This is a genomic window from Allobosea sp. Tri-44 (assembly GCF_004123845.1).
GTDB lineage: Bacteria > Pseudomonadota > Alphaproteobacteria > Rhizobiales > Beijerinckiaceae > Allobosea.
The window spans coordinates 518664-541309 of sequence record NZ_NBDP01000003.1; the positions used below are offsets into that span (position 1 = coordinate 518664).

General features: G+C 65.4%; 19 protein-coding genes and 1 pseudogene. 13 read left to right on the top strand and 7 right to left on the bottom strand.

Annotation, left to right across the window (positions count from 1 at the left end; translation table 11 throughout):
- Nucleotides 1-68: 68 nt before the first annotated feature.
- Nucleotides 69-533, bottom strand: coding sequence for an Lrp/AsnC family transcriptional regulator (locus tag B6S44_RS02605; protein WP_129155188.1), 465 nt, complete (start codon nucleotides 531-533; stop codon nucleotides 69-71).
- A gap of 156 nt (nucleotides 534-689) precedes the next feature.
- Here B6S44_RS02605 and B6S44_RS02610 point away from each other — a divergent pair, with 156 nt between their 5' ends.
- The 6 genes from B6S44_RS02610 to B6S44_RS02635 all read left to right on the top strand — a co-directional run bounded on the left by B6S44_RS02610 (nucleotide 690) and on the right by B6S44_RS02635 (nucleotide 9656).
- The gene (locus B6S44_RS02610; protein WP_129155189.1) at nucleotides 690-1700 is read left to right on the top strand and encodes a 1-aminocyclopropane-1-carboxylate deaminase; all 1011 of its coding nucleotides are present in this window, start codon (nucleotides 690-692) and stop codon (nucleotides 1698-1700) included.
- Nucleotides 1701-1705: 5 nt separating this feature from the next.
- Entirely contained in the window at nucleotides 1706-1996 is a 291-nt protein-coding gene (locus B6S44_RS02615; RefSeq protein ID WP_129155190.1) for a hypothetical protein, read from the top strand.
- 104 nt (nucleotides 1997-2100) lie between these two features.
- Entirely contained in the window at nucleotides 2101-3087 is a 987-nt protein-coding gene (gene gnd, locus B6S44_RS02620) for a phosphogluconate dehydrogenase (NAD(+)-dependent, decarboxylating) (protein ID WP_129155191.1), read from the top strand.
- A gap of 5 nt (nucleotides 3088-3092) precedes the next feature.
- A complete protein-coding gene (locus B6S44_RS02625) occupies nucleotides 3093-3620 on the top strand; it encodes a gluconokinase (RefSeq protein WP_248309401.1) in 528 nt (175 codons plus the stop codon).
- Between the two features lie 110 nt (nucleotides 3621-3730).
- Nucleotides 3731-5260, top strand: coding sequence for a UxaA family hydrolase (locus B6S44_RS02630; protein ID WP_129155192.1), 1530 nt, complete (start codon nucleotides 3731-3733; stop codon nucleotides 5258-5260).
- Nucleotides 5261-5858: 598 nt separating this feature from the next.
- Nucleotides 5859-9656, top strand: a complete 3798-nt coding sequence (locus tag B6S44_RS02635) for a beta strand repeat-containing protein (RefSeq protein ID WP_129155193.1) — start codon at nucleotides 5859-5861, stop codon at nucleotides 9654-9656.
- A gap of 291 nt (nucleotides 9657-9947) precedes the next feature.
- Here B6S44_RS02635 and B6S44_RS02640 read toward each other — a convergent pair.
- Together B6S44_RS02640 and B6S44_RS02645 are read right to left on the bottom strand one after the other, a co-directional pair.
- A pseudogene (locus B6S44_RS02640) lies at nucleotides 9948-10055 on the bottom strand (ClpX C4-type zinc finger protein); the annotation flags it as partial.
- A gap of 189 nt (nucleotides 10056-10244) precedes the next feature.
- Entirely contained in the window at nucleotides 10245-10754 is a 510-nt protein-coding gene (locus B6S44_RS02645) for a MarR family winged helix-turn-helix transcriptional regulator (RefSeq protein WP_248309402.1), read from the bottom strand.
- An 87-nt stretch (nucleotides 10755-10841) separates the two neighbouring features.
- Here B6S44_RS02645 and B6S44_RS02650 point away from each other — a divergent pair, with 87 nt between their 5' ends.
- Together B6S44_RS02650 and B6S44_RS02655 are read left to right on the top strand one after the other, a co-directional pair.
- Entirely contained in the window at nucleotides 10842-11774 is a 933-nt protein-coding gene (locus tag B6S44_RS02650) for an alpha/beta fold hydrolase (protein WP_129155196.1), read from the top strand.
- 46 nt (nucleotides 11775-11820) lie between these two features.
- Complete coding sequence (locus tag B6S44_RS02655) at nucleotides 11821-13023, top strand: ABC transporter substrate-binding protein (protein ID WP_129155197.1); 1203 nt, start codon at nucleotides 11821-11823, stop codon at nucleotides 13021-13023.
- 169 nt (nucleotides 13024-13192) lie between these two features.
- Here the strand turns inward: B6S44_RS02655 and B6S44_RS02660 are convergent, their stop codons facing one another.
- Complete coding sequence (locus B6S44_RS02660) at nucleotides 13193-14377, bottom strand: aminotransferase (protein ID WP_129155198.1); 1185 nt, start codon at nucleotides 14375-14377, stop codon at nucleotides 13193-13195.
- A gap of 110 nt (nucleotides 14378-14487) precedes the next feature.
- On the opposite strand from B6S44_RS02660, the gene B6S44_RS02665 reads away from it, so the two are divergent.
- Nucleotides 14488-15243 carry an SIR2 family NAD-dependent protein deacylase gene (locus B6S44_RS02665; protein WP_248309403.1) on the top strand — a complete coding sequence of 252 codons (756 nt, stop codon included), beginning with the start codon at nucleotides 14488-14490 and terminating at the stop codon, nucleotides 15241-15243.
- Here the strand turns inward: B6S44_RS02665 and B6S44_RS02670 are convergent, their stop codons facing one another.
- Both B6S44_RS02670 and B6S44_RS02675 read right to left on the bottom strand, forming a co-directional pair.
- Nucleotides 15244-15876, bottom strand: coding sequence for a LysE family translocator (locus tag B6S44_RS02670; RefSeq protein ID WP_129155199.1), 633 nt, complete (start codon nucleotides 15874-15876; stop codon nucleotides 15244-15246).
- 14 nt (nucleotides 15877-15890) lie between these two features.
- On the bottom strand, nucleotides 15891-17009 hold the full coding sequence (locus B6S44_RS02675) for a mandelate racemase/muconate lactonizing enzyme family protein (protein ID WP_129155200.1): 1119 nt from the start codon (nucleotides 17007-17009) through the stop codon (nucleotides 15891-15893).
- Between the two features lie 191 nt (nucleotides 17010-17200).
- On the opposite strand from B6S44_RS02675, the gene B6S44_RS02680 reads away from it, so the two are divergent.
- Together B6S44_RS02680 and B6S44_RS02685 are read left to right on the top strand one after the other, a co-directional pair.
- On the top strand, nucleotides 17201-17812 hold the full coding sequence (locus tag B6S44_RS02680; RefSeq protein ID WP_129155201.1) for a cold-shock protein: 612 nt from the start codon (nucleotides 17201-17203) through the stop codon (nucleotides 17810-17812).
- A gap of 180 nt (nucleotides 17813-17992) precedes the next feature.
- A complete protein-coding gene (locus tag B6S44_RS02685; RefSeq protein ID WP_164985694.1) occupies nucleotides 17993-19039 on the top strand; it encodes an HD-GYP domain-containing protein in 1047 nt (348 codons plus the stop codon).
- A gap of 8 nt (nucleotides 19040-19047) precedes the next feature.
- Here the strand turns inward: B6S44_RS02685 and B6S44_RS02690 are convergent, their stop codons facing one another.
- Entirely contained in the window at nucleotides 19048-19398 is a 351-nt protein-coding gene (locus B6S44_RS02690) for a HesB/IscA family protein (RefSeq protein ID WP_248309404.1), read from the bottom strand.
- Nucleotides 19399-19484: 86 nt separating this feature from the next.
- Between B6S44_RS02690 and B6S44_RS02695 the strand changes: the two genes are divergently transcribed.
- Both B6S44_RS02695 and argS read left to right on the top strand, forming a co-directional pair.
- Nucleotides 19485-20726, top strand: a complete 1242-nt coding sequence (locus tag B6S44_RS02695) for a deoxyguanosinetriphosphate triphosphohydrolase (RefSeq protein WP_129155203.1) — start codon at nucleotides 19485-19487, stop codon at nucleotides 20724-20726.
- Nucleotides 20727-20761: 35 nt separating this feature from the next.
- Nucleotides 20762-22528, top strand: a complete 1767-nt coding sequence (gene argS, locus B6S44_RS02700; protein WP_129155204.1) for an arginine--tRNA ligase — start codon at nucleotides 20762-20764, stop codon at nucleotides 22526-22528.
- Nucleotides 22529-22646 lie beyond the last annotated feature (118 nt).

The window sequence follows — 22646 nt, forward strand, 5'->3', positions numbered from 1 at the left end:
CTTCGCTTCGCCCGAGAATGACGGTGCTGGCCCCGTTGATTAAGAGTCAGCTGCTCGCCAACTCCCCCTCAAAACTCCAGCGGCGCGTTGTCGATGACCTCCTTCATCACGAAGAAGGTGCGGGTCTGGCGCACGCCGGGCAGCGCCAGCAGCGTCTTGGCGTGCAGCTTGTTGAAGTCGGCGAGGTCGCGCACGCGGATCTTGAGGAAATAGTCGAAATCGCCGGCGACGATGTGGCAGTCGAGCACCACGGGCAACTGCTTCACCGCCTCCTCGAAGGTGCCGAAGCTCTCCGGCGTCGAGCGGTCGAGCACCACGCCGACAATGGCGAGCGTACCCTTCTCGACCTTGTGCGGATCGATCTGCGCCCGCACGCCGGTGACATAGCCCTCGGCGAACAGGCGCTGGATGCGGCGATGGCAGGTGGCGGCACTGGTGTTCACCCGCTTGGCGATCTCGGCATTGCCCATGCGCCCATCGGCCTGCAGCAAACGCAGGATTCTGAGGTCGGTTTTGTCAAGCTCGGCCTCCATGAAGGATTCTTCCGTTTTTTGTGCATCTGATGTCGCTCAAAGCTAGCAGATCGCGAGTTATGTGGAAGCGGAAGAAAAAACCAAGTCGAAATTCGGGAGCACCTTTCAACGGCATTTTGCTAGCGTTTGCGGGTCATTTCGTGAGGAAAATCCGCCATGCTCGCCAAGTTCGAACGCTATCCGCTGACCTTCGGGCCGTCGCCGATCGAGAAGCTGCCGCGCCTCTCGGCGCATCTCGGCGGCGCTGTTGAGCTCTATGCCAAGCGCGAGGACTGCAATTCCGGCCTCGCCTTCGGCGGCAACAAGCTGCGCAAGCTCGAATACATCGTCCCGGACGCGATCGCGTCGGGCGCCGACACGCTGGTCTCGATCGGCGGCGTGCAGTCGAACCACACCCGCATGGTCGCGGCGACCGCCGCCAAGATCGGCATGAAGTGCCGCCTCGTGCAGGAAAGCTGGGTGCCGCATGAGGACGCGGTCTATGACCGGGTCGGCAATATCCTGATGTCGCGGGTGATGGGCGCCCATGTCGAACTGGTCGACGAGGGGTTCGACATCGGCATCCGGGCGAGCTGGGAAAACGCGCTGGCGGACGTCAAGGCCAAGGGCGGCAAGCCCTATGCGATCCCGGCCGGCGCCTCCGTGCACAAATTCGGCGGGCTCGGCTATGTCGGCTTCGCCGAGGAGGTGAGGGCGCAGGAGGAAGAGCTCGGCTTCACGTTCGACTACATCGTCGTCTGCACCGTCACCGGCTCGACCCATGCCGGCATGGTCGTCGGCTTCGCCAAGGACGGCCGCCAGCGCAACGTCATCGGCATCGACGCCTCGTTCACCCCGGCGCAGACCAGGGCGCAGGTGCTGGACATCGCCCAAAAGACCTCCGAGCTCGTCGGCGGCAAGCAGATCACGGCCGATGATATCGTGCTGAACGAGGACTACGCCTATCCGGTCTATGGCGTGCCTTCCAAGGAGACGATCGAGGCGATCCGCCTGTCGGCCCGGCTCGAGGGCATGATGACCGACCCCGTCTATGAGGGGAAATCGATGCAAGGCATGATCGACCTGGTGAAGAAGGGCTTCTTCCCGGCCGGGTCGAAGGTGCTCTACGCCCATCTTGGCGGCGTGCCGGCGATCAACGGCTACAGCTACACCTTCCGCAACGGTTGAGCGCCATGGAGGCGCTCGTCCTTTGTGAGATCGCGGCGGGCCGCGACGATCTGCGCGAGGCCCTGCTCGCGCGCATCGGCCGGCTCGGCTTTGGCGGGCGAGCGAAGCTGAGCTTCGTCGCCCGCGACCGGAATGCGCCCGGCAACACGCTCCTGGCTGCCGGCTTTCCGACCTGGTCCGGAGCCGAGCGCTTCGCCGCCGATGCCGTCGGCGACGGGCTTGCACCGGCCGCCGTCAGGCTGCTCGCGCTCGACGCCACCTGGCAGGCCGAACCGCTGCCGCTGATGTTCCCGTGATAGGGCATGGCCGCGCCGACATCGGCGCGGCTTGCCCCTTGGGCTCCAGCGGGGCATGTAGCGTCGCCAAAGCCGGCTTCCCGCCGGCCGGCAGGAGCGTTGCGATGCAGCTTGGAGTGGTCGGCCTCGGCCGCATGGGAGCCAATATCGTCCGCCGGCTGCACCGCGCCGGGCACCAATGCGTGGTCTATGACCGCGACCCGAAGCCGGGCGAGGCATTGGCCAAGGACGGCGCCGTCAATGTCGGCGATCTCAAGGAGATGGTGGCGAAGCTTCAGGCGCCGCGCGCGATCTGGATCATGCTGCCGGCCGGCGAGATCACCGAGACAACGCTCGCCGATCTCGCGGCGATGATGAGCCCTGGCGACACGCTGATCGATGGCGGCAACGCCTTCTGGAAGGACGATGTCCGGCGCGGGCGCGAGCTTGAGGCCAAGGGCCTGCATTATCTCGACATCGGCACCTCCGGCGGCGTGCACGGGCTGGAGCGTGGTTATTGCCTGATGATCGGCGGCGACAAGGGCGTGTTCGATCGCCTGGAGCCGATCTTCCGGGCGCTGGCGCCGGGCAAGGGCGGGATCGAGCCGACCAAGCATCGCGACGGCCGCAATCCGACGGCCGAGCAGGGCTATCTGCATTGCGGCCCGGCCGGCGCCGGCCATTTCGTCAAGATGATCCATAACGGCATCGAATACGGGATGATGCAGGCCTTCGCCGAAGGTTTCGACCTCTTGCGCAACGCCTCAGCCAAGGACGGTCTGCCGGAGGAATACGGTTTCGACTTCGACGTCGCCGAGATCGCCGAGGTCTGGCGGCGTGGCTCGGTCGTGACCTCCTGGCTGCTCGACCTCACCGCCGAGGCGCTGGCCGCCGACGAGGAGCTCGGCGCCTATTCCGGCCATGTCTCGGATTCGGGCGAAGGGCGCTGGACGGTGCAGGCCGCGATCGAGACCGCGACGCCGGCCGAGGTTCTGACCTCCTCGCTCTACACCCGCTTCCGCTCGCGCAAGGACCACACCTTCGCCGAAAAGATCCTCTCCGCCATGCGCGCCGGCTTCGGCGGCCATGTCGAGCCGAAGAAGCAGGGCTGACGCGGATGGTTTTCGCCAAGGACGCCGGGAAACCGGCGGTGATCGTCGTCATGGGCGTGGCAAGCTCGGGCAAGACCTCGCTCGGCGAGCGGCTGGCGGAGCGGCTCGGCTGGCCGTTCCGTGATGCCGACTCGTTCCATCCGCCTGCGAACGTCGCGAAGATGTCTGGCGGCATTCCGCTGACCGACGAGGACCGCAAGCCCTGGCTGGCGGCGATCGCGGCCTGGGTCGACGAGCTGCGCACCACCGGTGGCAATGGCATCGTCACCTGCTCGGCGCTGAAGAAGGCGTATCGCGATGTGATCGTCGGGACCCGGCCCGATGTCGCACTCGTCTATCTCAAGGGCTCGCGCGAACTGATCGGCCAGCGCATGGCGGCGCGCCAGCACCATTTCATGCCGCCGGCGCTGCTCGACAGCCAGTTCGCAACGCTGGAGGAGCCGGGCGCGGACGAGAACCCGCTCGTCGTCCAGGTCGAGGCGAGCAAGGAGGCGATCGTCGAGCAGGTGGTCAAGGAACTGCGGCTCGGCTAGCCGCCCGGCGCCGGCTGCAAGCCCGCTCCTAGTTTCAACCGATTGAAAAAAGGCCGCAATCGGAGCATTGCTTAGGGGAGGCGGGGGAGCCGCCGTTCCAAGGTATCATCATGCTCGACAAAGCCGCCCCACCGCGCACGCTGAAGCTCAATGCCGCCGACAATGTCGCGGTCGCGGTCGATCCGATCGATGTCGGTGTCAGCGCTGCCGGGGTCACCGCGCTGAAGCGGATTCCGCGCGGCCACAAGATCGCGCTGACCCGGATCGCCAAGGACGAGCCGATCCGCAAATTCGGACAGATCATCGGTTTCGCTACGCTCGACATCCCGCCGGGCGAATGGGTGCACGAGCACAATACCGGCTTCCACGCCTTCGAGCGCGACTATGCCTATGCCGCCGAGGCCAAGACGGAGTTCGTGCTGCCGGTCGAGCAGCAGGCGACCTTCGAGGGCTTTCGCCGCAAGAGCGGCAATGCCGGCACGCGCAACTATGTCGGCATCCTCACCTCGGTGAACTGCTCGGCCTCGGCCGCGCGCTTCATGGCCGAGGAGGTCAAGCGCTCCGGGCTGCTCGCCGACTACCCCAATGTCGACGGCGTGATCGCGCTGACGCACGGCACCGGCTGCGGCATCGACTACAATGGCGAGAGCTTCGAGGTGCTGAAGCGCACGACCTGGGGCTATGCCTGCAACCCGAACATGGCGGCGGTGCTGGTCGTCGGTCTCGGCTGCGAGGGCTTCCAGATCAAGCGGATGAAGGAAGCCTATGGCGTCGAGGAAAGCGACGTCTTCCGCACGCTGACGATCCAGGAAACCGGCGGCACCAGGAAGGCCGTCGCGGCCGGGATCGAGGCGCTGAAGGTGATGCTGCCGATCGCCAACCAGGCCAAGCGCGAGACCGTGCCGGCGTCCGAGCTGATGCTCGCTTTGCAGTGCGGCGGCTCGGACGGCTATTCCGGCATCACCGCCAATCCGGCGCTGGGCAAGGCAGTCGACCTGCTGGTCGAGCATGGCGGCACCGCGATCCTCTCCGAGACGCCGGAGATCTACGGCGCCGAACACCTGCTCACCCGTCGCGCCGCCACCCGCGAGGTCGGCGAGAAGCTCGTCGGCATCATCAAATGGTGGGAGGACTATACGGCGCGCGCCCGGATGGACATGAACAACAACCCGTCGCCCGGCAACAAGGCCGGCGGGCTGACGACCATCCTGGAGAAGTCGCTCGGCGCCGCCGCCAAGGGCGGCACCAAGACGCTGGCCGCGGTCTACCACTATGCCGAGCCGGTCCGAAGCAAGGGCTTCGTCTACATGGACACGCCCGGCTACGACCCGGTTTCGGCGACGGGGCAGGTCGCCGGCGGCGCCAACATCCTCGCCTTCACGACGGGACGCGGCTCGGCCTATGGCTGCAAGCCGACGCCCTCGGTCAAGCTCGCGACCAACACGCCGATGTATCTGAAGCAGACCGACGACATGGACCTCAATTGCGGCGATGTCCTCGACGGCGTGACGCTGGAGGAGAAGGGCAAGGAGATCTTCGACTATCTGCTGAAGATCGCCTCGGGCGAGAAGTCGAAGTCCGAGGAAATGGGCTATGGCGACGCCGAATTCGTGCCCTGGCAGATCGGCGCGACGATGTGAGAGCGCGATGGTCGTCATAGACCGGATGTGCCGGGGTTACCCCGTCGGATTTAAGGTGTTTGATGAGCATTTAGAGCCGGGTTCAGATTTCGGATTGAGACGCAGAGCGTTTCCATCCGAGCATGATCTTGCCAGAAAGCCGGTTCCTACTATCCGCTAGCACGAAACTTCGGTTCGGAACCATGCTCTGGCCTATAGAGCCATCCGCCAGCAGCGAGCTCAAGTGTAGTCCATTCAAATGACCCTGGATGCATGCGGGCAGAATATAGGTATAATCGCCTACATTTCTCGCGAATACTTCAGTTTTTAGTTCGCGTCGGCTGGCTGAATTCAAAGCGGGGGGAATGGGCGGTGGTGACCAAGCGAAGCCAGGCCAGGTAGCTTGCTTTTCATAGTAGCCGGCTTGGCCAATTCGAAATTCCGCTTGCAGATCCTGTATAAGCAATATCGCTTGACGCCCAGAGCGTGATGCTCTCCTTATGATATTGGTTAAATTTCCCTAAAGGAATGAACAGGGGGCGATGACTGCGGTCATCTTTCCGCTGCATGTCTAACTGTCTGATGCCGCGATTCATTTCATGCGTGAAAGGGACATTCGATGCCTGTCTTCAATGGCACTGCAGGAGACGATACGCTAACCGGCAGCGGCAGCGACGACACCCTAAATGGGCTGGCGGGCAACGATCTTCTGATTGGCGGGGGCGGCGCGGATATACTTGACGGCGGATCTGGTTTCGATACCGCGAGCTATCAGAATGCCGTAGCCGGGGTTGTCGTGGATCTGACCACCCCGGGCAACAACACCGGCGAAGCCGCGGGCGACACCTATATCTCGATTGAGAACGTACGGGGCAGCGCCTTCAGCGACACGTTGACGGGCAATGCCGGCGACAACGTGCTGCGCGGCGGCCTCGGGGCCGACTTGCTGAATGGCGGCGGCGGTTTCGATTTTGCCGATTATCGCAATTCCACGACGGGCATAACGGCCAGTCTGACCAATCCGGCTTCCAACACCGGCGAAGCTGCCGGGGATTTTTACGCCTCGATTGAAGGTCTGCGCGGTGGCGACTTCAATGACCTTCTGATTGGCGACGCAGGCGACAACTTTCTCCGTGGCGGACTTGGCGCCGATGCCTTGAACGGTGGCGACGGCTTTGATTTTGCCGACTATTCGGGCGCGACGGCCGGTGTCACCGTTAGTCTGACCAATCCCGCAATCAATACCGGTGAAGCTGCGGGCGACACCTATTTTTCGATCGAAGGCGTGCGCGGGAGCGATTTCAATGACACGCTGATCGGCGATGCGAACTTGAATTTTCTGCGTGGTGGCCTCGGGGCGGATACGCTCAACGGCGCTGGCGGCTTCGACTACGCCGACTATCGCTACGCCAGCACAGGCATAACGGCCAGCCTGGCCAATGCCGCGATCAATACCGGCGAAGCTGCCGGCGACATCTTCATCTCGATCGAAGGTCTGCGCGGCAGCGATTTCGGCGACACTCTGATAGGTGACGGCAATGACAACTTCCTGCGCGGCGGTCTCGGGGCGGACGCACTGAACGGCGGTGGCGGCTCCGATTATGCCGACTATTTCAATGCCACCACAGGCATAACGGCCAGCCTTGCCAACCCCAATGCCAATACCGGCGAGGCCGCGGGCGATACCTATGTCTCGATCGAAAACCTGGACGGCAGCGTTTTCAATGACACGCTGATTGGCGATGCCGGCGACAACGTCCTGCGCGGCGGTCTCGGAGCGGATTCGCTGGCTGGTGGCGACGGCGACGACTCTGCCGACTACTCCAATGCCGCGACAGGCATAACGGTCAGCCTTGCCAACCCCAATGCCAATACCGGCGAGGCCGCTGGCGATACCTACAGTTCGATTGAAAATCTGCGCGGGAGCGATTTCAATGACACGCTGACGGGCGACGCCGGTGACAACGCTCTCAGGGGCGGTCTCGGATCGGATGCGCTGAACGGCGGCGACGGCTTCGATTTCGCCGACTATCGCAACGCCGCAGCGGGCGTAACGGTCAGCCTGACCAATCCTGCGATCAATACCGGCGAGGCCGCCGGCGATACCTATGTTTCGATCGAAGGCCTGCGCGGCAGCCAGTTCAACGACATTCTGATCGGCGATGCCGGCGACAATTTTCTCCGTGGCCGAAATGGCGCCGACGTGCTGAATGGCGCCGGCGGCTTTGACTACGCCGACTATTCGGGCGCGACGGCCGGTGTCGTAGCGAGCCTGACCAATCCTGCGCTCAATACCGGTGAGGCTGCGGGCGACACCTATATCTCAATCGAAGGCCTGCGCGGCTCCGACTTCAACGACACGCTGATCGGCGATGCGGGCGACAATTATCTGCGCGGTCGTCTGGGCGCGGATTTACTGAACGGTGCGGACGGCTTCGACTACGCCGATTATCGCAACGCGGCGACAGGCGTATTGGCCAGCCTGACCAATCCAGCTTCCAACACCGGCGATGCTGCCGGCGATACCTATATCTCAATCGAAGGCCTGCGCGGCACCGACTTCAACGACATTCTGATCGGCGATGCCAACGACAATTTTCTTCGGGGCCGAATTGGCGCTGACGTGTTGGATGGCGCTGGCGGCTTTGACTACGCCGACTACGTGAATTCGGCGACTGCTGTCGTAGCGAGCCTCGCCAATCCCGGCATCAATACCGGCGATGCTGCCGGCGACACTTATGTCTCGATAGAAGGCCTGCGCGGCGGAGACTTCAACGACACGTTGATTGGCGACGCAGGCGCCAACGTCTTACGCGGCGGTCTCGGTGCGGATGCGCTGAATGGTGGCGACGGCATCGACTATGCCGACTATCGCAACGCCTCCGCAGGCGTAACCGTTAGTCTCGTCAACCCGGGCGCGAATACCGGCGAGGCCGCGGGCGACACTTATGTTTCGATTGAAGGCCTGCGCGGTGGCGACTTCAATGACATTTTGACGGGCGACGCCGGTGACAATTTCCTGCGTGGCGGCCAGGGCGCGGACGTGCTCGACGGCGGCGGCGGGTTCGATCTTGCCGAATACAGCAACGCTACGGCCGGCGTAACCGTCAGCCTGCTGACGCCTGCCGGCAACAGCGGGGAAGCCGCCGGCGACACTTTCACGTCTATCGAGGGCGTTCGCGGCTCGGGCTTCGCCGACATGCTCTTGGGCGACGGCGCCTTCAATCAGCTTTTCGGGCTGAACGGCAACGACACGCTGTATGGTTTTGGCGGAAATGACATGATCGACGCAGGCGCTGGCGTCGACATGCTCACCGGCGGCGCTGGCGGAGATCTGCTGGTCGGCGGCCTGGATTTCGACTTCGCCCGCTACGATGAGAGCGCCGCAGGAGTGACGGTGCGGCTCGATCTCGTCGGGACGGGAGTGGGCGGAGATGCGCAGGGCGATCAACTCGTCGGGATCGAGGCGCTCATAGGCTCGGCCTTCAGTGATCTTCTGATTGGCGATGCCGGCGGCAATGCGCTGCTCGGACTTGGTGGAAACGACACGCTCTATGGTTTTGCCGGCAACGACGAACTTTACGGCTTCGATGGCAGCGATATGTTGAGCGGAGGTGCGGCGGGCGACCGGCTGGATGGCGGCGAAGGCTACGATTTCGTGCGCTACGACGATGCCGCGGCAGCCGTGAGTGCAAACCTCGCCAATACCACGCTCAATGCGGGCGATGCGGCGGGGGACAGTTACTTCGCCATCGAGGCTCTCATAGGTTCGGCATTTGGCGATACGCTGACTGGCGACGCCAATGCGAACGCCTTGCTCGGCCTTGCCGGCGATGACGCTCTGGTCGGTTTGGCCGGGAATGATGAGATTTATGGGTTCGCGGGCAACGACGACCTCTATGGCGGCGCTGGAGCGGATCGACTCGACGGCGGTGACGACTTCGACGCGGCGCGGTACGACGATGCCGCCAGTGGCGTAACGGCACGGCTGTCCAATGCCGCCGCCAATGCAGGCGAGGCCGCGGGCGATAGCTATTTCTCGATCGAGGGTCTGGCCGGCTCGCGTTTCGCCGATATCCTGATTGGCGATGCGTTCAACAACACGCTCTTCGGCAATGGCGGCGATGACGTCCTGTCCGGCTTTGGCGGTGCGGATGGACTAGTCGGAGGCCAGGGCAACGACACATTCGTCTTTCGGTTGCAGGATCTGTCTTCCGGCACTTATGCGGTCATCGCCGACTTCAATGAGGTTCTGGGCGATTTCGATACGTTGTTCCTGGAAGGTTTCAGCAACGTCATCACGGCACAAGACGGCGCGGACGTGCTGGTCTCGACCTCGGAACTCGGTTTTGCCGGGGGCATCCGCATCAGCAACTTCACCGTTGGCCAGCTTTCGGACCAGTTTCTCATCGGCTGAATGGGACATGTCACAAGCGCGCGGGCCCGCTCAGGCGATGCGCTACGAGAAACGATCCCAGGCCGCCTGGCGGGAAATCCCGAGCGCTTCGCCGATCGCGGCCCAGGAAATCTTGCGTTTGCGCAGGACGTCGACCTTCCTGCCCAGCCCGACGGCGGTGTGCTCGTAAAGGGCAGCCGCGACCTTGAGCCAGTGCAGGAGGCGCTCGGTCGGGAACGTCTCGAGCTGCTGGATGCTCCTTATCTCCGTGTCCGGCTACGGCGCATCGATCGGCAGCGCCATGAATGCGTTACATTTGGCGACGCACTCATTGCAGATGAAGACCGCCGGCCCGGCGACGAGGTTCTCGACGTCGTGCTGGCTCTTGCCGCAGAACGAACAGTGCAGGAGCGTTTTCAAGGCCTTGCTTAGACGCTTTCCCCATCTGCGGGAGCAGCCTCGCCTGGAGCCTGATCCGAAGTCGTCATGGCCATCTTCTGTCAAGGTGAGCTTGACAGAAGATTTTCGCGCTCATCGCGCCTTGTCAAGCTCGACTTGACAACCGCAAGGCGGCCGAGGCCAAGGCCGCCGCGCTGACGCTTCGGGGCCTCAAAGCTCGGAGGCGAAGCCCCATTGCGGGACATGGGCGGCGAGCTTGTCGAGCAGCCGCCCGAGCTGGGTCCGCTCCTCGCCGGAAAGGCAATCGAGCATCGCCGCCTCCCTGGCTTTGAGTGCCGGGATGTAGCGTTCGTAGAGCGCGCGGCCCTCCATCGTCAGGAAGAGGAGCTGGCGGCGGCTGTCGGCCTTGTCGGGCTCGCGGCGGATCAGCTTCTTCTTTTCGAGCAGGATCACGGCGCGGCTGACGCTGGCCTTGAGGTGGCCGGAGAATTCGCAGAACTCGCTGGCGCTGGCGCCGTCGCGCACGGTCAGGAAGATCAGGATGACGATCTCCGGCCGGGTCAGCCCGAATTCCATCTCGATCGCCCGGAAGGAGGGCTCGCGATAGAAGTTCAGGATGTAGCCGATCTTGTAGGCGGTCGGGATCGCGGTGCCGTCGAGGATGGCGCGCCGCTGCCCGGCATCGAGCTCGCCGGCCCCGTCCTGCGGAATTAGTCTCACATTAGACTTTTTTGTTGCGCGCGCCATGAGCCGGTCCTAGCATCCCGGACAAGGAATGGCACGGTTTTGCCGTGCCGGGAGGAGGCGATGGATCAGGCTGGTGCCACAAGGTGGCAGGCGCTTTCGCGCGCGCCGGAGTGCTTCTATTCGGGCGCCGACGCCCATCCGATCTATGTCGACCGGCTCGGAGCGTCCCTGCCGGGGCGGTTGCCGATCGTCCTCGTCCATGGCGGCGGCCATACCGGCGCCTGCTATCTGACGACTCCCGACGGCCGGCCGGGCTGGGCTGCAGCCTTCGCGGCGTCTGGCCGCGAGGTCTTCGTGCCCGACTGGCCGGGCCATGGCCGCTCGCCGATGCGGCCGGATTTCGCGACCCTGTCGAGCATCGAGATCGCGACCAGTCTGCAGCGTTTGCTGGAGGAGATAGGGCCGGCGGTACTCTTGGTGCACTCCGCGAGCGGGCCGATGGCCTGGTGGATCGCCGAGCAGAGCCCGCAGGCCGTCGCCGCCATCGTCGGCATCGCGCCGGGCGGGCCGGCGAACCTGCTGCCGGTGCTGCCCGACGATGCCGAGGCGGTGGCGAAGCTCAAGGACGATGAGAGCCTGGGCTGCCCGGTCCGGGTCGAGGAAGACAGACCGCTCTTCATCTCACCCGAGTTCATGCGGGCCTATTGGGCCAATTCCGGGCGCTTCCCGCAGCAGGCCTTCGAGGCTTATCGGCGCTCGATCGTGCCCGAGAGCGCGCGCCTGATGAACGAGCGCTTCAACATCGGCGGCAAGGGTCTGCGCATCGCCGACCCGGCGAACCTTGCCGCGCTGCCGATCCTGATCGTCACCGGCGACAGCGACCCGCGCCATCCGCGCGCGGTCGATGAGGCGACGGCGCGCTATCTCGGCGCCGACTTCGTCTGGCTGCCGGAGCGCGGCATCAGCGGCAACGGCCATATGCCGATGTGCGAGGACAACAGCGACGAGATCGCGGCCCTGATCGTCGCCTGGCTGGAAGCCAAGGGCCTTTGAGATCGAACCGGCGGCACTGCCGGACGATAGCTCGGGAGGGAATCTGATGCGGTCGCTTCTAGCAGGCGGCGCCCTGATGGCGCTCGCCAGCCTGCCGGCGCTGGCCCAGGTCAGCGACGATGTCGTCAAGATCGGCGTTCTGACCGATATGAGCGGCGTCACCGCCGATATCGGCGGCAAGGGCTCGGTGATCGCGGCCGAGCTGGCGGTGAAGGAATTTGGCGCGAGCGTGCTCGGCAAGCCGATCCAGATCGTCGCCGCCGATCACCAGCACAAGGCCGATGTCGGCACCTCTGTGGCCCGGCAATGGTTCGACATCGACAAGGTCGACGCCGTGGTCGACGTGCCGAATTCCGCGGTGGCGCTGGCGCTGCAGTCGCTCGCCCGCGAGAAGAAGCGCATCGTGATGTATTCCGGCGCCGGCACCACGGCGCTAACCAACGAGCAGTGCTCGCCCTATGGCTTCCACTGGACCTACGACACCTATGGCGTCGCCCGCGGCACCGCTTCGGCGGTGGTCAAGGCCGGCGGCACTTCCTGGTTCATGCTGGCCTCCGACTACGCCTTCGGCCATCAGTTGCAGAAGGACGCGACCGATGTGGTCGAGGCCAATGGCGGCAAGGTCGTCGGCGCGGTGCGCCATCCGCTGAACAATGCCGACTTCTCCTCCTTCCTGCTCAGGGCACAGTCGTCCGGCGCCAAGGTGATCGGCATCGCCAATGCCGGCAACGACACGGTCAACGCGATCAAGCAGGCCGGCGAGTTCGGGCTGGCCGAGCAGGGGCAGAACCTGGCGGCGCTGATCTTCTTCCTGCAGGACGTGCACAGCCTCGGCCTCAAGGCGACGCAAGGCACTTACCTGACCACCGCGTCCTATTGGGATCTCGACGAGCCCTCGCGCGCCTGGTCGAAGCAATTCCTGGAGAAGGCCGGGATGATGCCCTCCATGCTGCATGCCGGCGTCTATGGCTCGGTGCTGCATTATCTCAAGGCGGTGAAGCAGGCCGGCACCGACGATCCCGACAAGGTCGCCGCGGCGATGCGCGCCATGCCGATCAACGACGCCTTCACCAAGGATGCCAAAATCCGGGCCGATGGCAGGGTGCTGCGCGAGATGTATCTCGCGCGGGTCAAGAAACCGGCGGATTCGAAGGGGCCGTGGGATTATTTCGAGATCGTGCGCAAGATCGCGCCCGAGGAAACGGTCTGGCCGCTGTCGGAGAGCAAGTGCCCGGCGGCGAAGGGTTGAGCCGCGCCCGCTTCAACACGCGCGTGTCGTCCCGGGCGTAGCGAAGCGAAGACCCGGGACCCATTCCGGAACCTTCATCGGATTGGCTCAGGAATGGATCCCGGATCGGCGCCGCTACGCGGCTTGTCCGGGATGACAGCGTGGTGGTGTCGAAGCCTAGCTTCCGTGCTTAGAGCGCAAAACCCTGCAGTCGCTCGCCGAGCGCGGCGATGCGTTCGGCCGCGACATTGGCGATGGCGATGCGCAGATGCTGCTCCTGGCCGGGGCCGAAATAGGGGCCGGGCAGAGCGAGCACGCCGCGCTCCTGCACCAGCCGGCGAACCACTTCGGCGGCCGGGACGCCCTCGAAGGGATGGGCGACATAGGCGAAGTAGGCGCCCGCCGCGAGCACCTGCCAGCCGTTCAGCGGCGCTATCGCCTGGCGGAAGAGCGCGGCGCGGGCGTTCATCTCGGCGCGGTTGGCTTGCCGCCAGGCGCGGATGCCGTCGATGCCCCAGGCGACGGCGCTCTGGCCGGCACGGACCGGGCTGATCTGGACGCAGTCGAGCACCTTGCCGATCTGGGCGAGCGCTGCCTCACCGGCGGTGATGGCGCCCAAGCGCCAGCCGGGAACGGCATAGGCCTTGGAGAAGCTGTAGAGGCCGATCAGCGAATCCTGCCAATCGCTTGCGGCGAAGAGCTCATGCGGGCGGTCGGCGCCCTCGGGCAGGAAGTCGCGATAAGTTTCGTCGAGTACCAGCCAGATCCTGCGCCGACGGCAGAGCTCGGCGAAGGCGGCGATGGTGGCGGGCGGATAGACCGCGCCGGTCGGGTTGTTCGGCGTCACCAGCACGATGGCGCGGGTGCGGTCGTCGATCAGCGTCTCGGCCATCGCCGCATCAGGGACGAAGGCTTGTGCCGGATTGCAAGGGAGCGGGCGCGGCTCGACGCCGAGCATGTTCAGCGTCATCTCGTGGTTGAAGTACCAGGGCGTCGGCAGCAGCACATTGTCGCCGGCGCGGGCCAGCGCCATCATCACCGTGACATAGGCCTGGTTGCAGCCGGCGGTGATCGCGACCTCCTGCGGCCGGATCGCCGCGCCATAGAAGGCGCTGCTCTCCGCAGCATAGGCCTCGCGCAGAATGTCGTCGCCGGCGATCGGTCCGTAGCGCGTGCTCTCGGGCAGCGCCGCAGCCTCGGCGAGGCGTTCGAGCAGGGCGGCCGGCGGCGGGGCGCCCGGCACAGCCTGCGACAGGTCGATCAGCGGGCCACTGCCACCGGCATAGCCGCGCGCCCAGGCCTTGGCCTCGGGGATCGGCGGGGTCGCGGTGTCGATGAGGTCGGGATTGAGTGGGGCGGGAGAGGGCGCAGGCATGGCTGAGCTTTGCGGCGCGTTTCTTTCGGCGTCAACGGCTTCGCCGGTAGGGCTGGAGCGCGGCGCCAGCAAGTCCCATATTCGAACCGGAGCAATGCGAGGCTGACGGAATGGACGAGGCGACGCAGGACGCGATCGAGGAATTGCACGCCATGCTCGATCGTGCCCGGGTGATCGTGCCGTTCACCGGGGCGGGGATCTCGACCGAATCGGGCGTGCCGGATTTCCGTTCGCCCGGCTCGCCCTGGATGCAGAACAAGCCGATCCCCTTCGACGCCTTCCTCGCCAGCCGCGAGGCGCGGATCGAAGCCTGGCGGCGCAAATTCGCGATGGACGACCATTATCGCGACGCCAGGCCCAATCGCGGCCATCGGGCGCTGGCGACATTGGTGGCGGAAGGGCGCTCGCCCGGCGTGATCACCCAGAATATCGACGGTCTGCATCAGGCCTCGGGCATCGCCGAGGATGGCGTGATCGAGCTGCACGGCAACGGTACCTACGCGACCTGCCTGACCTGCGGCTGGCGCCATGAGCTTTCGGCGATCCGGGCCGCGTTCGAGGCGAGTGGCGAGCCGGCCGCCTGCACGATGTGCGCCGGCGTGGTGAAGACGGCGACGATCTCCTTCGGCCAGCAAATGCCGCAGCAGCCGATGCTGCGGGCGCATGAGCTGACGATGTCGGCCGACCTCTATCTCGTCGCCGGCTCCTCGCTTGTCGTCTTCCCGGCCGCGACCTTTCCGGTGATCGCCAAACGCAACGGGGCGAAGCTCGTCATTCTCAATCGCGAGCCGACCGATCTCGACCCGATCGCCGATCTTGTCGTGCGCAGCGAGATCGGCCCGGTGCTGTCGCGATTGGCGAACTGATCAGTCGCGCGAGGCGAAGGCGAGGCGCAGCGCCAGCCCGCCGAAGACGACGCCGAGGATGCGCTGGGGCCAGAGCGCGAGGTGCGGGCGGCTCGCAATGGCGCGGCCGAGCCGGCTCGCGGTCATGACGACGATGCCGTTGGCGATCAGACCCATCAGGTTGAGGATCGAGGCCAGCACCACGACCTGGAGCAGGAGCGAGCCGGCCTCGGGCTTCAGGAACTGCGGCAGCAGCGCCAGCATGAACAGCGCCATCTTCGGGTTGAGCAGGTTGGTCAGCAGGCCCTGCAGGAAGATCTGGCGCAGCGGGAAACGCGCCGCATCCGCCGTCGGCGCGAACAGCGTCGCGGGCGATCTGAAGGTCTTCCAGGCGAGCCAGGCCAGATAGGCCGCGCCGGCCCAGCGCAGCGCGTCATAAGCCGCCGGCACCAGCAGGAAGAGCTGCGACAAGCCGTAGGCGGCTGCGAGTGCCTGGAGGTAGCTGCCGGTGGCGATGCCGGCATAGGTCGTGAAGCCGGCGGCGCGGCCCTGGCTCATGCTGCGCGAGGCGATCAGCAGCATGTCGGGACCGGGCGTCGCGGTCAGCACGGCGCAAGCGGCGGTGAACACGGCGAGCGTGGTGAAATCGAGCATGCGGGTTCCCCTGATCAGGACAAAGGCTTGGCGAAGCGCACGAAAGCATCCTTCGTCGGCGTGGTGCCGGCGCCCGGCTGCTGCGGGCGCAGGAAGCAGCCATCGGCGACATTGGCCGGTTCCACGAAGGCATCCTTGATCCAGGGGATGTATTCGAGGACTGGTGTCGCCGGATGCCAGTAGGCGAGGTGGACATGGACCTGGCTCATCTCGCCGGCATGGGGCGCGACCGGCAGGCGATGAGCCAGCGCCAGCTCCGCCACCTGGATGTATTCGGTGATGCCGCCGAGGCGGGTGACGTCGGGCTGGACATAGTGGATCGCGCCGGCCTGCACGAAGGCACGGAAGGCATCAAGCGTGTAGAGCTGCTCGCCAAGTGCGACCGGGATCGCGGTCGAGTGTGCCAGCTCGGCATGCGACCCGATATCGTCGTACCAGAGCGGCTCCTCGAACCAGAAGATGTCGAGCGCCTCGGCGCGGGCGCAGAAGCGCTTGCAAGTCGGCAGGTCCCATTTGCCGTTGCCGTCGATCGCCATGGTGACATGGTCGCCGATGGCGCGGCGTACCGCTTCGAGCCGGCCGATATCGGTCATCGGATCGGCATGGCCGACCTTGATCTTGATGCGATGGAAGCCGTCGCGCTCGACCGCCATGCGTGCGCCCTCGACGAGTTCGTCCTTGGGGATTGAGAGCCAGCCGATATCGGTGTTGTAGGCTTCGAGCTTGGTCTTGCTGGCGCCGCCGAGCAGATGCCAGAGCGGCATACCGGCCTTCTTCGCCTTGAGATCCCAGAGCGCGACGTCGACGGCGGCGAGCGCGAGCTGGGTGATGCCGGCGCGGCCGACCCATTGCAGCGCCGGATGACGGGCGAGCTTCAGCCAGAGCCGCGAATGCTCGGAGGCGTCCTCGCCGGCGAGCAGCGGGGCATAGCAGTCGCGGATGCAGGAGGTGATCAGCCGGTCGGACGCAAGGTCGGCATGGGTGCCGGTGAAGCCGTAGCCGACGAGGCCGTCCTCGGTGGTGATCGTCGTGCCGACCACGCCCCAATGGCTGATCTTGTGGGTCGAATCGGCGATCGAGCCGCCGGTCACCGGGATGTGCAGGATGAAGGGCTCGATGCGGACGATGCGCATGACTGGTCTCCGAAGCGCTCTCCGAACATCATCGGCGCGATGCATGAAAGCGACAAGGCGCAGCTTTTGCGACCTCTCAGGCGCTTTACGCATGCTGATGATGTGGATGAGCCGGAAGCGACTGTTTCGCGACTCCGCCGGGGTGCTATCGTCACGTCACGAATCACGTTCGCGGCGGAGATGAGCGGGACATGTCCGACGAATACGGCGACGGAGGCAGGCCACCGGTCGGCCCGCTGCAATCGCTCAACCGGATCGTGCGGCTGGACGGGCCTGACGACGTTGGCGAGCAGACGGTCGAGATCACCGGTCATGTCAAATGGTTCGACGTCAGCAAGGGCTATGGCTTCGTCGTGCCACAGGATGGCGGCAGCGACGTCCTGGTCCATGTCACCACTCTGAAACGCGACGGCTTCCACGCCATCGCCGAAGGCGCGCGCATCGTCCTTGAGGCGGTCGCCAAGGCCCGTGGCCGCCAGGCTGTCCGCGTGCTCTCGATCGACACTTCTGCCGCGCGCCACCCGGCCGAGATGCCGATGCCGCGGACCAATGCGACGATCACGCCGACCAGCGGGCTGGAGCGCATGGTGGTGAAGTGGTTCAACCGGCTGCGTGGCTTCGGCTTCGTCTCCGCCGGCGAAGGCGCGCCCGACATCTTTGTCCATATGGAGACGTTGCGCCGCTACGGCATCGTCGAGCTGATCCCCGGGCAGACCGTGCTGGTGCGCTACGGGCCTGGGCCGAAGGGGCTGATGGCGGCCGAGATCCGGATGGAGCAGGGCGGGGCTCTAAGCTCGCACTGAGAAAAGCTTTCTCCAAAAGGGCGCCTCCGGGCGCTTTTTTTGGTGTGCGCTCCCCGCGATGGTCAGCGCCCCGATATCGGCGAGGTTTTCGTCGTTTCTGAACGGAAACGGCGAATTTGAACGATTCAGTTTCACGGGACCTCAATGGACCCGCGGCTAGGGTATCCTCGTTATGAGGACATGCCGATCGCCGTGCTGCTGATCACCGACCGCCCGGAACAGAGCGTCAAGCTCGAGCGGCTCCTGTCGCTTTGGGGACCTTGCGACGTCATCGACGTGCATCGCCCGACGCAGGGCGGGATGGCGCCGAAGCGCCTGCTCGTCAGCGATGTCGATCTGTCGAAGCGCGCGGCGGTCGAAGCTGTGCGCAACCAGCTCGCGGAGCGCAGGCGGAACGGAATACCCTATCTCTGCCTGCTGCGCGAGCGGTCGCCGCGCCTGACCACCCAGGCCAACGCGATCGGCGCCAGCGCGATCCTGCCGGCCGACATGCCCGCGAAGACCCTGCTCGACGAGATCGGCCGCATCCTCAATCCGGATGGGCAGGCGCCGATTCAGCGGCACTTCCTCGCCGCGTCCGCCGCCATGGCCGATATCCTCGCGGCTGCCACCGACGGCGCGGCGCTGCCGGTTGCCGCCATCGAGGGCGGCGTCGAGGCGATCAACCGCGCCGCCGACGACCGTGATATCGGCGCCTGGCTCGACATGGTCTGGAACCACGACGACGCGACCTATCAGCACTGCCTGCTGGTCGCCGGGCTCGCCGCCGCGTTTGCCCGCGAACTCGGCTTTCCCGAGGCGGCGCGCAAGCTGGTGACCAGCGCCGCCGTGCTGCACGACATCGGCAAGGCGCGCGTTCCTCTCGCGATCCTGCATAAGCCCGGCAAGCTGACGGTGGAGGAGTTCGCGATTGTGCGCGAGCATCCGCAGATCGGCTACGAGATGCTGATGCGGCAGGGCGCCTTCGCCCGCGAGGTCGTCGAGGCGACGCGCAGCCATCATGAATATCTCGATGGTTCGGGCTATCCGCAGGGGCTGAAGGCCAACGAGATCTCCGACGTGGTCCGGATGATCACGATCTGCGACATCTACGCCGCCCTGATCGAGCGGCGTTCCTACAAGGAGCCAATGGCGCCCGAAGAAGCTTATTCCGTGCTGGTCGGGATGGGCGCCAAGCTCGACGCCGACCTGCTCCGCGCCTTCAGGCCGATGGTGCTGCCGGGCTGACGCGGTTTTTAGAGCGCGAAGGAGGTGCCGCAGCCGCAGGAACTCGTCGCGTTCGGGTTGATGATCTTGAAGGACTGACCGACAAGGTCGTCGACGAAGTCGATGGTCGAACCTCCGAGAAGCTCGACCGAGGTCTCGTCGATCAGCACGGTCGCACCATCGCGCTCCAGCACGAGGTCCCCCTCGGCCTTCTCGCGGTCGATGTCGAAGACATACTGGAATCCCGAGCAGCCGCCACCGGCGACGCTGACACGCAGCATCGCGCCGGGAGCTTCGCTTGCCATCACCGCGACGATGCGGCTCGCCGCCTTGTCGGTCAGCGAGATCGCGTGCGGATTGGCCTCGATCGCCATGGTCATGCGCAGAACATCCTTGCTCCTGCCTCGATTGCAAAGGTAATGGCGCAGGCGCATCGCTTCAAGCCGCGCCTCCTGACGGGGCTGCCATGCCGCACGCACACGAGAACGCCACCGCCCAGACGCGCGAGCCCGGCGATCGCTGGCGTGCGGTCTACGCCTGCCGCACGGCAACGAGCCGCGGCCGGCTGGTCGAGGAGCCGGGCTCGGCGACGCGCAATCCGTTCCAGCGCGACCGCGACCGCATCATCCATTCCACCGCCTTCCGCCGGCTGAAGCACAAGACCCAGGTCTTCGTCTCGCATGAGGGCGACCATTTCCGCACACGCCTGACCCATACGATCGAGGTGGCGCAGATCGCGCGTGCCCTGGCACGTGCGCTCGGGCTCGACGAGGATCTGGCCGAGGCACTGGCGCTGGCGCATGACCTCGGTCACACGCCCTTCGGCCATACCGGCGAGGACGCGCTCGACGAATGCATGGTGGGCTTCGGCGGCTTCGACCACAATGCACAGACGCTTCGGATCGTCACCCGGCTGGAGCGGCGCTATGCCGATTTCGACGGGCTCAACCTGACCTGGGAGACACTGGAGGGGCTCGTCAAGCACAACGGGCCGCTGCTGACCGCGGACGGGAAGCCGACCGAGCGCTACGCCAAGACCGGCATTCCGGTCGCGATCCTCGAATATCAGGAGAAGCAGGACCTCTGGCTGGACAGCCATGCCTCGGCCGAGGCGCAGGTCGCCGCGCTCGCCGACGACATCGCCTATAACGCCCATGACATTGATGACGGCCTGCGCGCCGGGCTGTTCGATCTTCCGGAGCTGCGCGTCGTGCCGTTCCTCGCCGGGCTTCTGGACGAGATCGATCGCCTGCACCCCGGCCTGGAGCGGTCGCGTGCCACCAACGAGCTGGTGCGCCGGGTGATCACCCGCTTCGTCGAGGACGTGATCGCTGAATCCGAGGCGCGGATCGCGGCGCTGGCGCCTACTGATGCCGACGCGATCAGACGGGCCGGCGCCCCGGTCGTCGCGTTCTCGCCGGCGATCGTCGAAGCCGACAAGGCGATCAAGGGCTTTCTCTATCCGAACATGTACCGCCACCCGCGCATCGGCGTGATCCGCAAGGAGGCGGCCGACATCGTCCGCGACCTGTTCGTGCGCTTCAAGGCGCAGCCGCAGGCCATGTCCTCGGAGTGGGCGGCAGGGTGCGAGAAGCTCGACGAAGCGCGCCTTTCGCGCCGAATCGCCGACTACATCGCCGGCATGACCGATTCCTACGCACTCGACGAGCACCGGCGCCTGTTTGACGCCACCCCGTCGCTACGATAGGCGCTGGCCCGCTTCCCGATGCATCTTTGGTCGCCATGAACATTTTCGAGACTTTCTCCGCACGCCTCGCCGCCGTCCTGTCCGGGCTGGCCGAGGCCGGCCGTATGCCGGCCGGCCTGTCGCTGGTGCGCGTCGTGGTCGAGCCGACGAAGGACCCGGCGCATGGCGATCTTGCGATCAACGCCGCGATGGTGCTGGCCAAGGAGGCCGGCATGGCGCCGCGCGCGCTCGCCGAGCTGATCGTCGCCGAACTGGCCAAGGACAGCGATGTCCTCAAGGCCGAGATCGCCGGCCCCGGTTTCATCAACCTGACACTGCAACCTGCTGTATTCACTCAGATTCTGAAAACGGCTGTGCTGGCCGGCACGGAGCATGGCCGCGGCGCGCCCAAGCCTGCGCCGAAGGTCAATGTCGAATACGTCTCGGCCAATCCGACCGGGCCGATGCATGTCGGCCATGGTCGTGGCGCGGTCTTTGGCGACGCGCTGGCAAGCCTGCTCGCCTTCGCCGGGCACGATGTCACCCGCGAATACTACATCAACGATGCCGGCGCTCAGGTCGACGTGCTCGCCCGTTCCGCCTTCTTGCGCTATCGCGAGGCGCTGGGCGAGGAGATCGGCGCAATCCCGGAAGGGCTCTATCCCGGCGATTATCTCGTTTCGGTCGGCGAGACGCTGGCGCGCGAGCATGGGCCGGCGCTGCGCGACAAGGCCGAATGGGACTGGCTGCCTCTGGTGCGCCAGGTCGCGATCGAGGGGATGATGGCGATGATCCGCGACGATCTCGCCGCGCTCGGCGTGGTCCACCAGGTCTTCTTCTCGGAGCGCTCGTTGCAGGGCAGGGACGGGAATTCCAATGCGGTGCACCAGACGATCGAGGATCTGCGCGCGCGTGATCTGATCTATGAGGGCCGCCTGCCGCCGCCCAAGGGCCAGAAGGACGAGGACTGGGAGGATCGCGAGCAGACGCTGTTCCGCGCCACGCAGTTCGGCGACGACGTCGACCGGCCGCTGCTGAAATCGGATGGCAGCTACACCTATTTCGCCAACGACATCGCCTATCACCGCTCGAAGTTCACGCGCGGCTTCGCCGAGATGATCGACGTCTGGGGCGCCGACCATGGCGGCTACGTCAAGCGCATGCAGGCCGCCGTGAAGGCGGTGACGAACGGGCAGGGCGCGCTCGACGTCAAGCTCTGCCAGCTGGTGCGACTGCTGCGCAATGGCGAGCAGGTCCGGATGTCGAAGCGCTCGGGCGATTTCGTCACCCTGCGCGAGGTCATCGACGAGGTCGGCCGTGATGCCGTCCGCTTCATGATGATCTTCCGCAAGAACGATGCGACGCTCGACTTCGATCTTGCCAAGGTGGTCGAGCAGTCGAAGGACAATCCCGTCTTCTACGTCCAGTACGCGCATGCGCGCTGCGCCTCGATCTTCCGCCAGGCAGCCGAGGTCTTCCCGGATCTCGACCTGTCACCGCAGTCGCTGGCGCAGGCCGACCTCGGCCTGCTGACCGACGAGTCGGAGATCGGCATCGTCAAGATGATTGCCGCTTATCCGAGGATGATCGACGCCGCGTCTGCGTCACACGAGCCCCATCGTGTCGCCTTCTTCGTGCACGAATTGGCGAGTGCCTTCCACTCGCTGTGGAACAAGGGCAAAGACTCGCCGCAATTACGGTTCGTTAATCAAACTGATCGAAAGTCGACATCGGCAAGATTGGCGTTCGTGCATGCCGTGCGCAGCGTCCTTGCTTCCGGTCTGGCGGTCGTTGGGGTGACGGCGCCGGAGGAGATGCGCTGACGGGATCCATCCCGGCGCATCGGACGCTTTGCGGATCAGGATGATCCGGTCGGCGTCCGCCGGGTCCGACACGGAAGTGGTGTTGGCCGATCTGCCGAAAGGCGATCGGCTAAGGCTT

Bases quoted from the DNA above. Each gene is read 5' to 3' on its own strand.
- B6S44_RS02670 (WP_129155199.1), bottom strand. From the start codon at position 15,876: ATGCTCGATTTCACCACGCTCGCCGTGTTCACCGCCGCTTGCGCCGTG.
- B6S44_RS02665 (WP_248309403.1), top strand. From the start codon at position 14,488: ATGGACGAGGCGACGCAGGACGCGATCGAGGAATTGCACGCCATGCTC.
- B6S44_RS02625 (WP_248309401.1), top strand. From the start codon at position 3,093: ATGGTTTTCGCCAAGGACGCCGGGAAACCGGCGGTGATCGTCGTCATG.
- B6S44_RS02680 (WP_129155201.1), top strand. From the start codon at position 17,201: ATGTCCGACGAATACGGCGACGGAGGCAGGCCACCGGTCGGCCCGCTG.
- B6S44_RS02650 (WP_129155196.1), top strand. From the start codon at position 10,842: ATGGATCAGGCTGGTGCCACAAGGTGGCAGGCGCTTTCGCGCGCGCCG.
- B6S44_RS02605 (WP_129155188.1), bottom strand. From the start codon at position 533: ATGGAGGCCGAGCTTGACAAAACCGACCTCAGAATCCTGCGTTTGCTG.
- B6S44_RS02695 (WP_129155203.1), top strand. From the start codon at position 19,485: ATGCCGCACGCACACGAGAACGCCACCGCCCAGACGCGCGAGCCCGGC.
- B6S44_RS02615 (WP_129155190.1), top strand. From the start codon at position 1,706: ATGGAGGCGCTCGTCCTTTGTGAGATCGCGGCGGGCCGCGACGATCTG.
- argS (WP_129155204.1), top strand. From the start codon at position 20,762: ATGAACATTTTCGAGACTTTCTCCGCACGCCTCGCCGCCGTCCTGTCC.
- B6S44_RS02690 (WP_248309404.1), bottom strand. From the start codon at position 19,398: ATGACCATGGCGATCGAGGCCAATCCGCACGCGATCTCGCTGACCGAC.
- B6S44_RS02675 (WP_129155200.1), bottom strand. From the start codon at position 17,009: ATGCGCATCGTCCGCATCGAGCCCTTCATCCTGCACATCCCGGTGACC.
- B6S44_RS02685 (WP_164985694.1), top strand. From the start codon at position 17,993: ATGCCGATCGCCGTGCTGCTGATCACCGACCGCCCGGAACAGAGCGTC.
- B6S44_RS02655 (WP_129155197.1), top strand. From the start codon at position 11,821: ATGCGGTCGCTTCTAGCAGGCGGCGCCCTGATGGCGCTCGCCAGCCTG.
- B6S44_RS02630 (WP_129155192.1), top strand. From the start codon at position 3,731: ATGCTCGACAAAGCCGCCCCACCGCGCACGCTGAAGCTCAATGCCGCC.
- B6S44_RS02660 (WP_129155198.1), bottom strand. From the start codon at position 14,377: ATGCCTGCGCCCTCTCCCGCCCCACTCAATCCCGACCTCATCGACACC.
- B6S44_RS02610 (WP_129155189.1), top strand. From the start codon at position 690: ATGCTCGCCAAGTTCGAACGCTATCCGCTGACCTTCGGGCCGTCGCCG.
- B6S44_RS02635 (WP_129155193.1), top strand. From the start codon at position 5,859: ATGCCTGTCTTCAATGGCACTGCAGGAGACGATACGCTAACCGGCAGC.
- gnd (WP_129155191.1), top strand. From the start codon at position 2,101: ATGCAGCTTGGAGTGGTCGGCCTCGGCCGCATGGGAGCCAATATCGTC.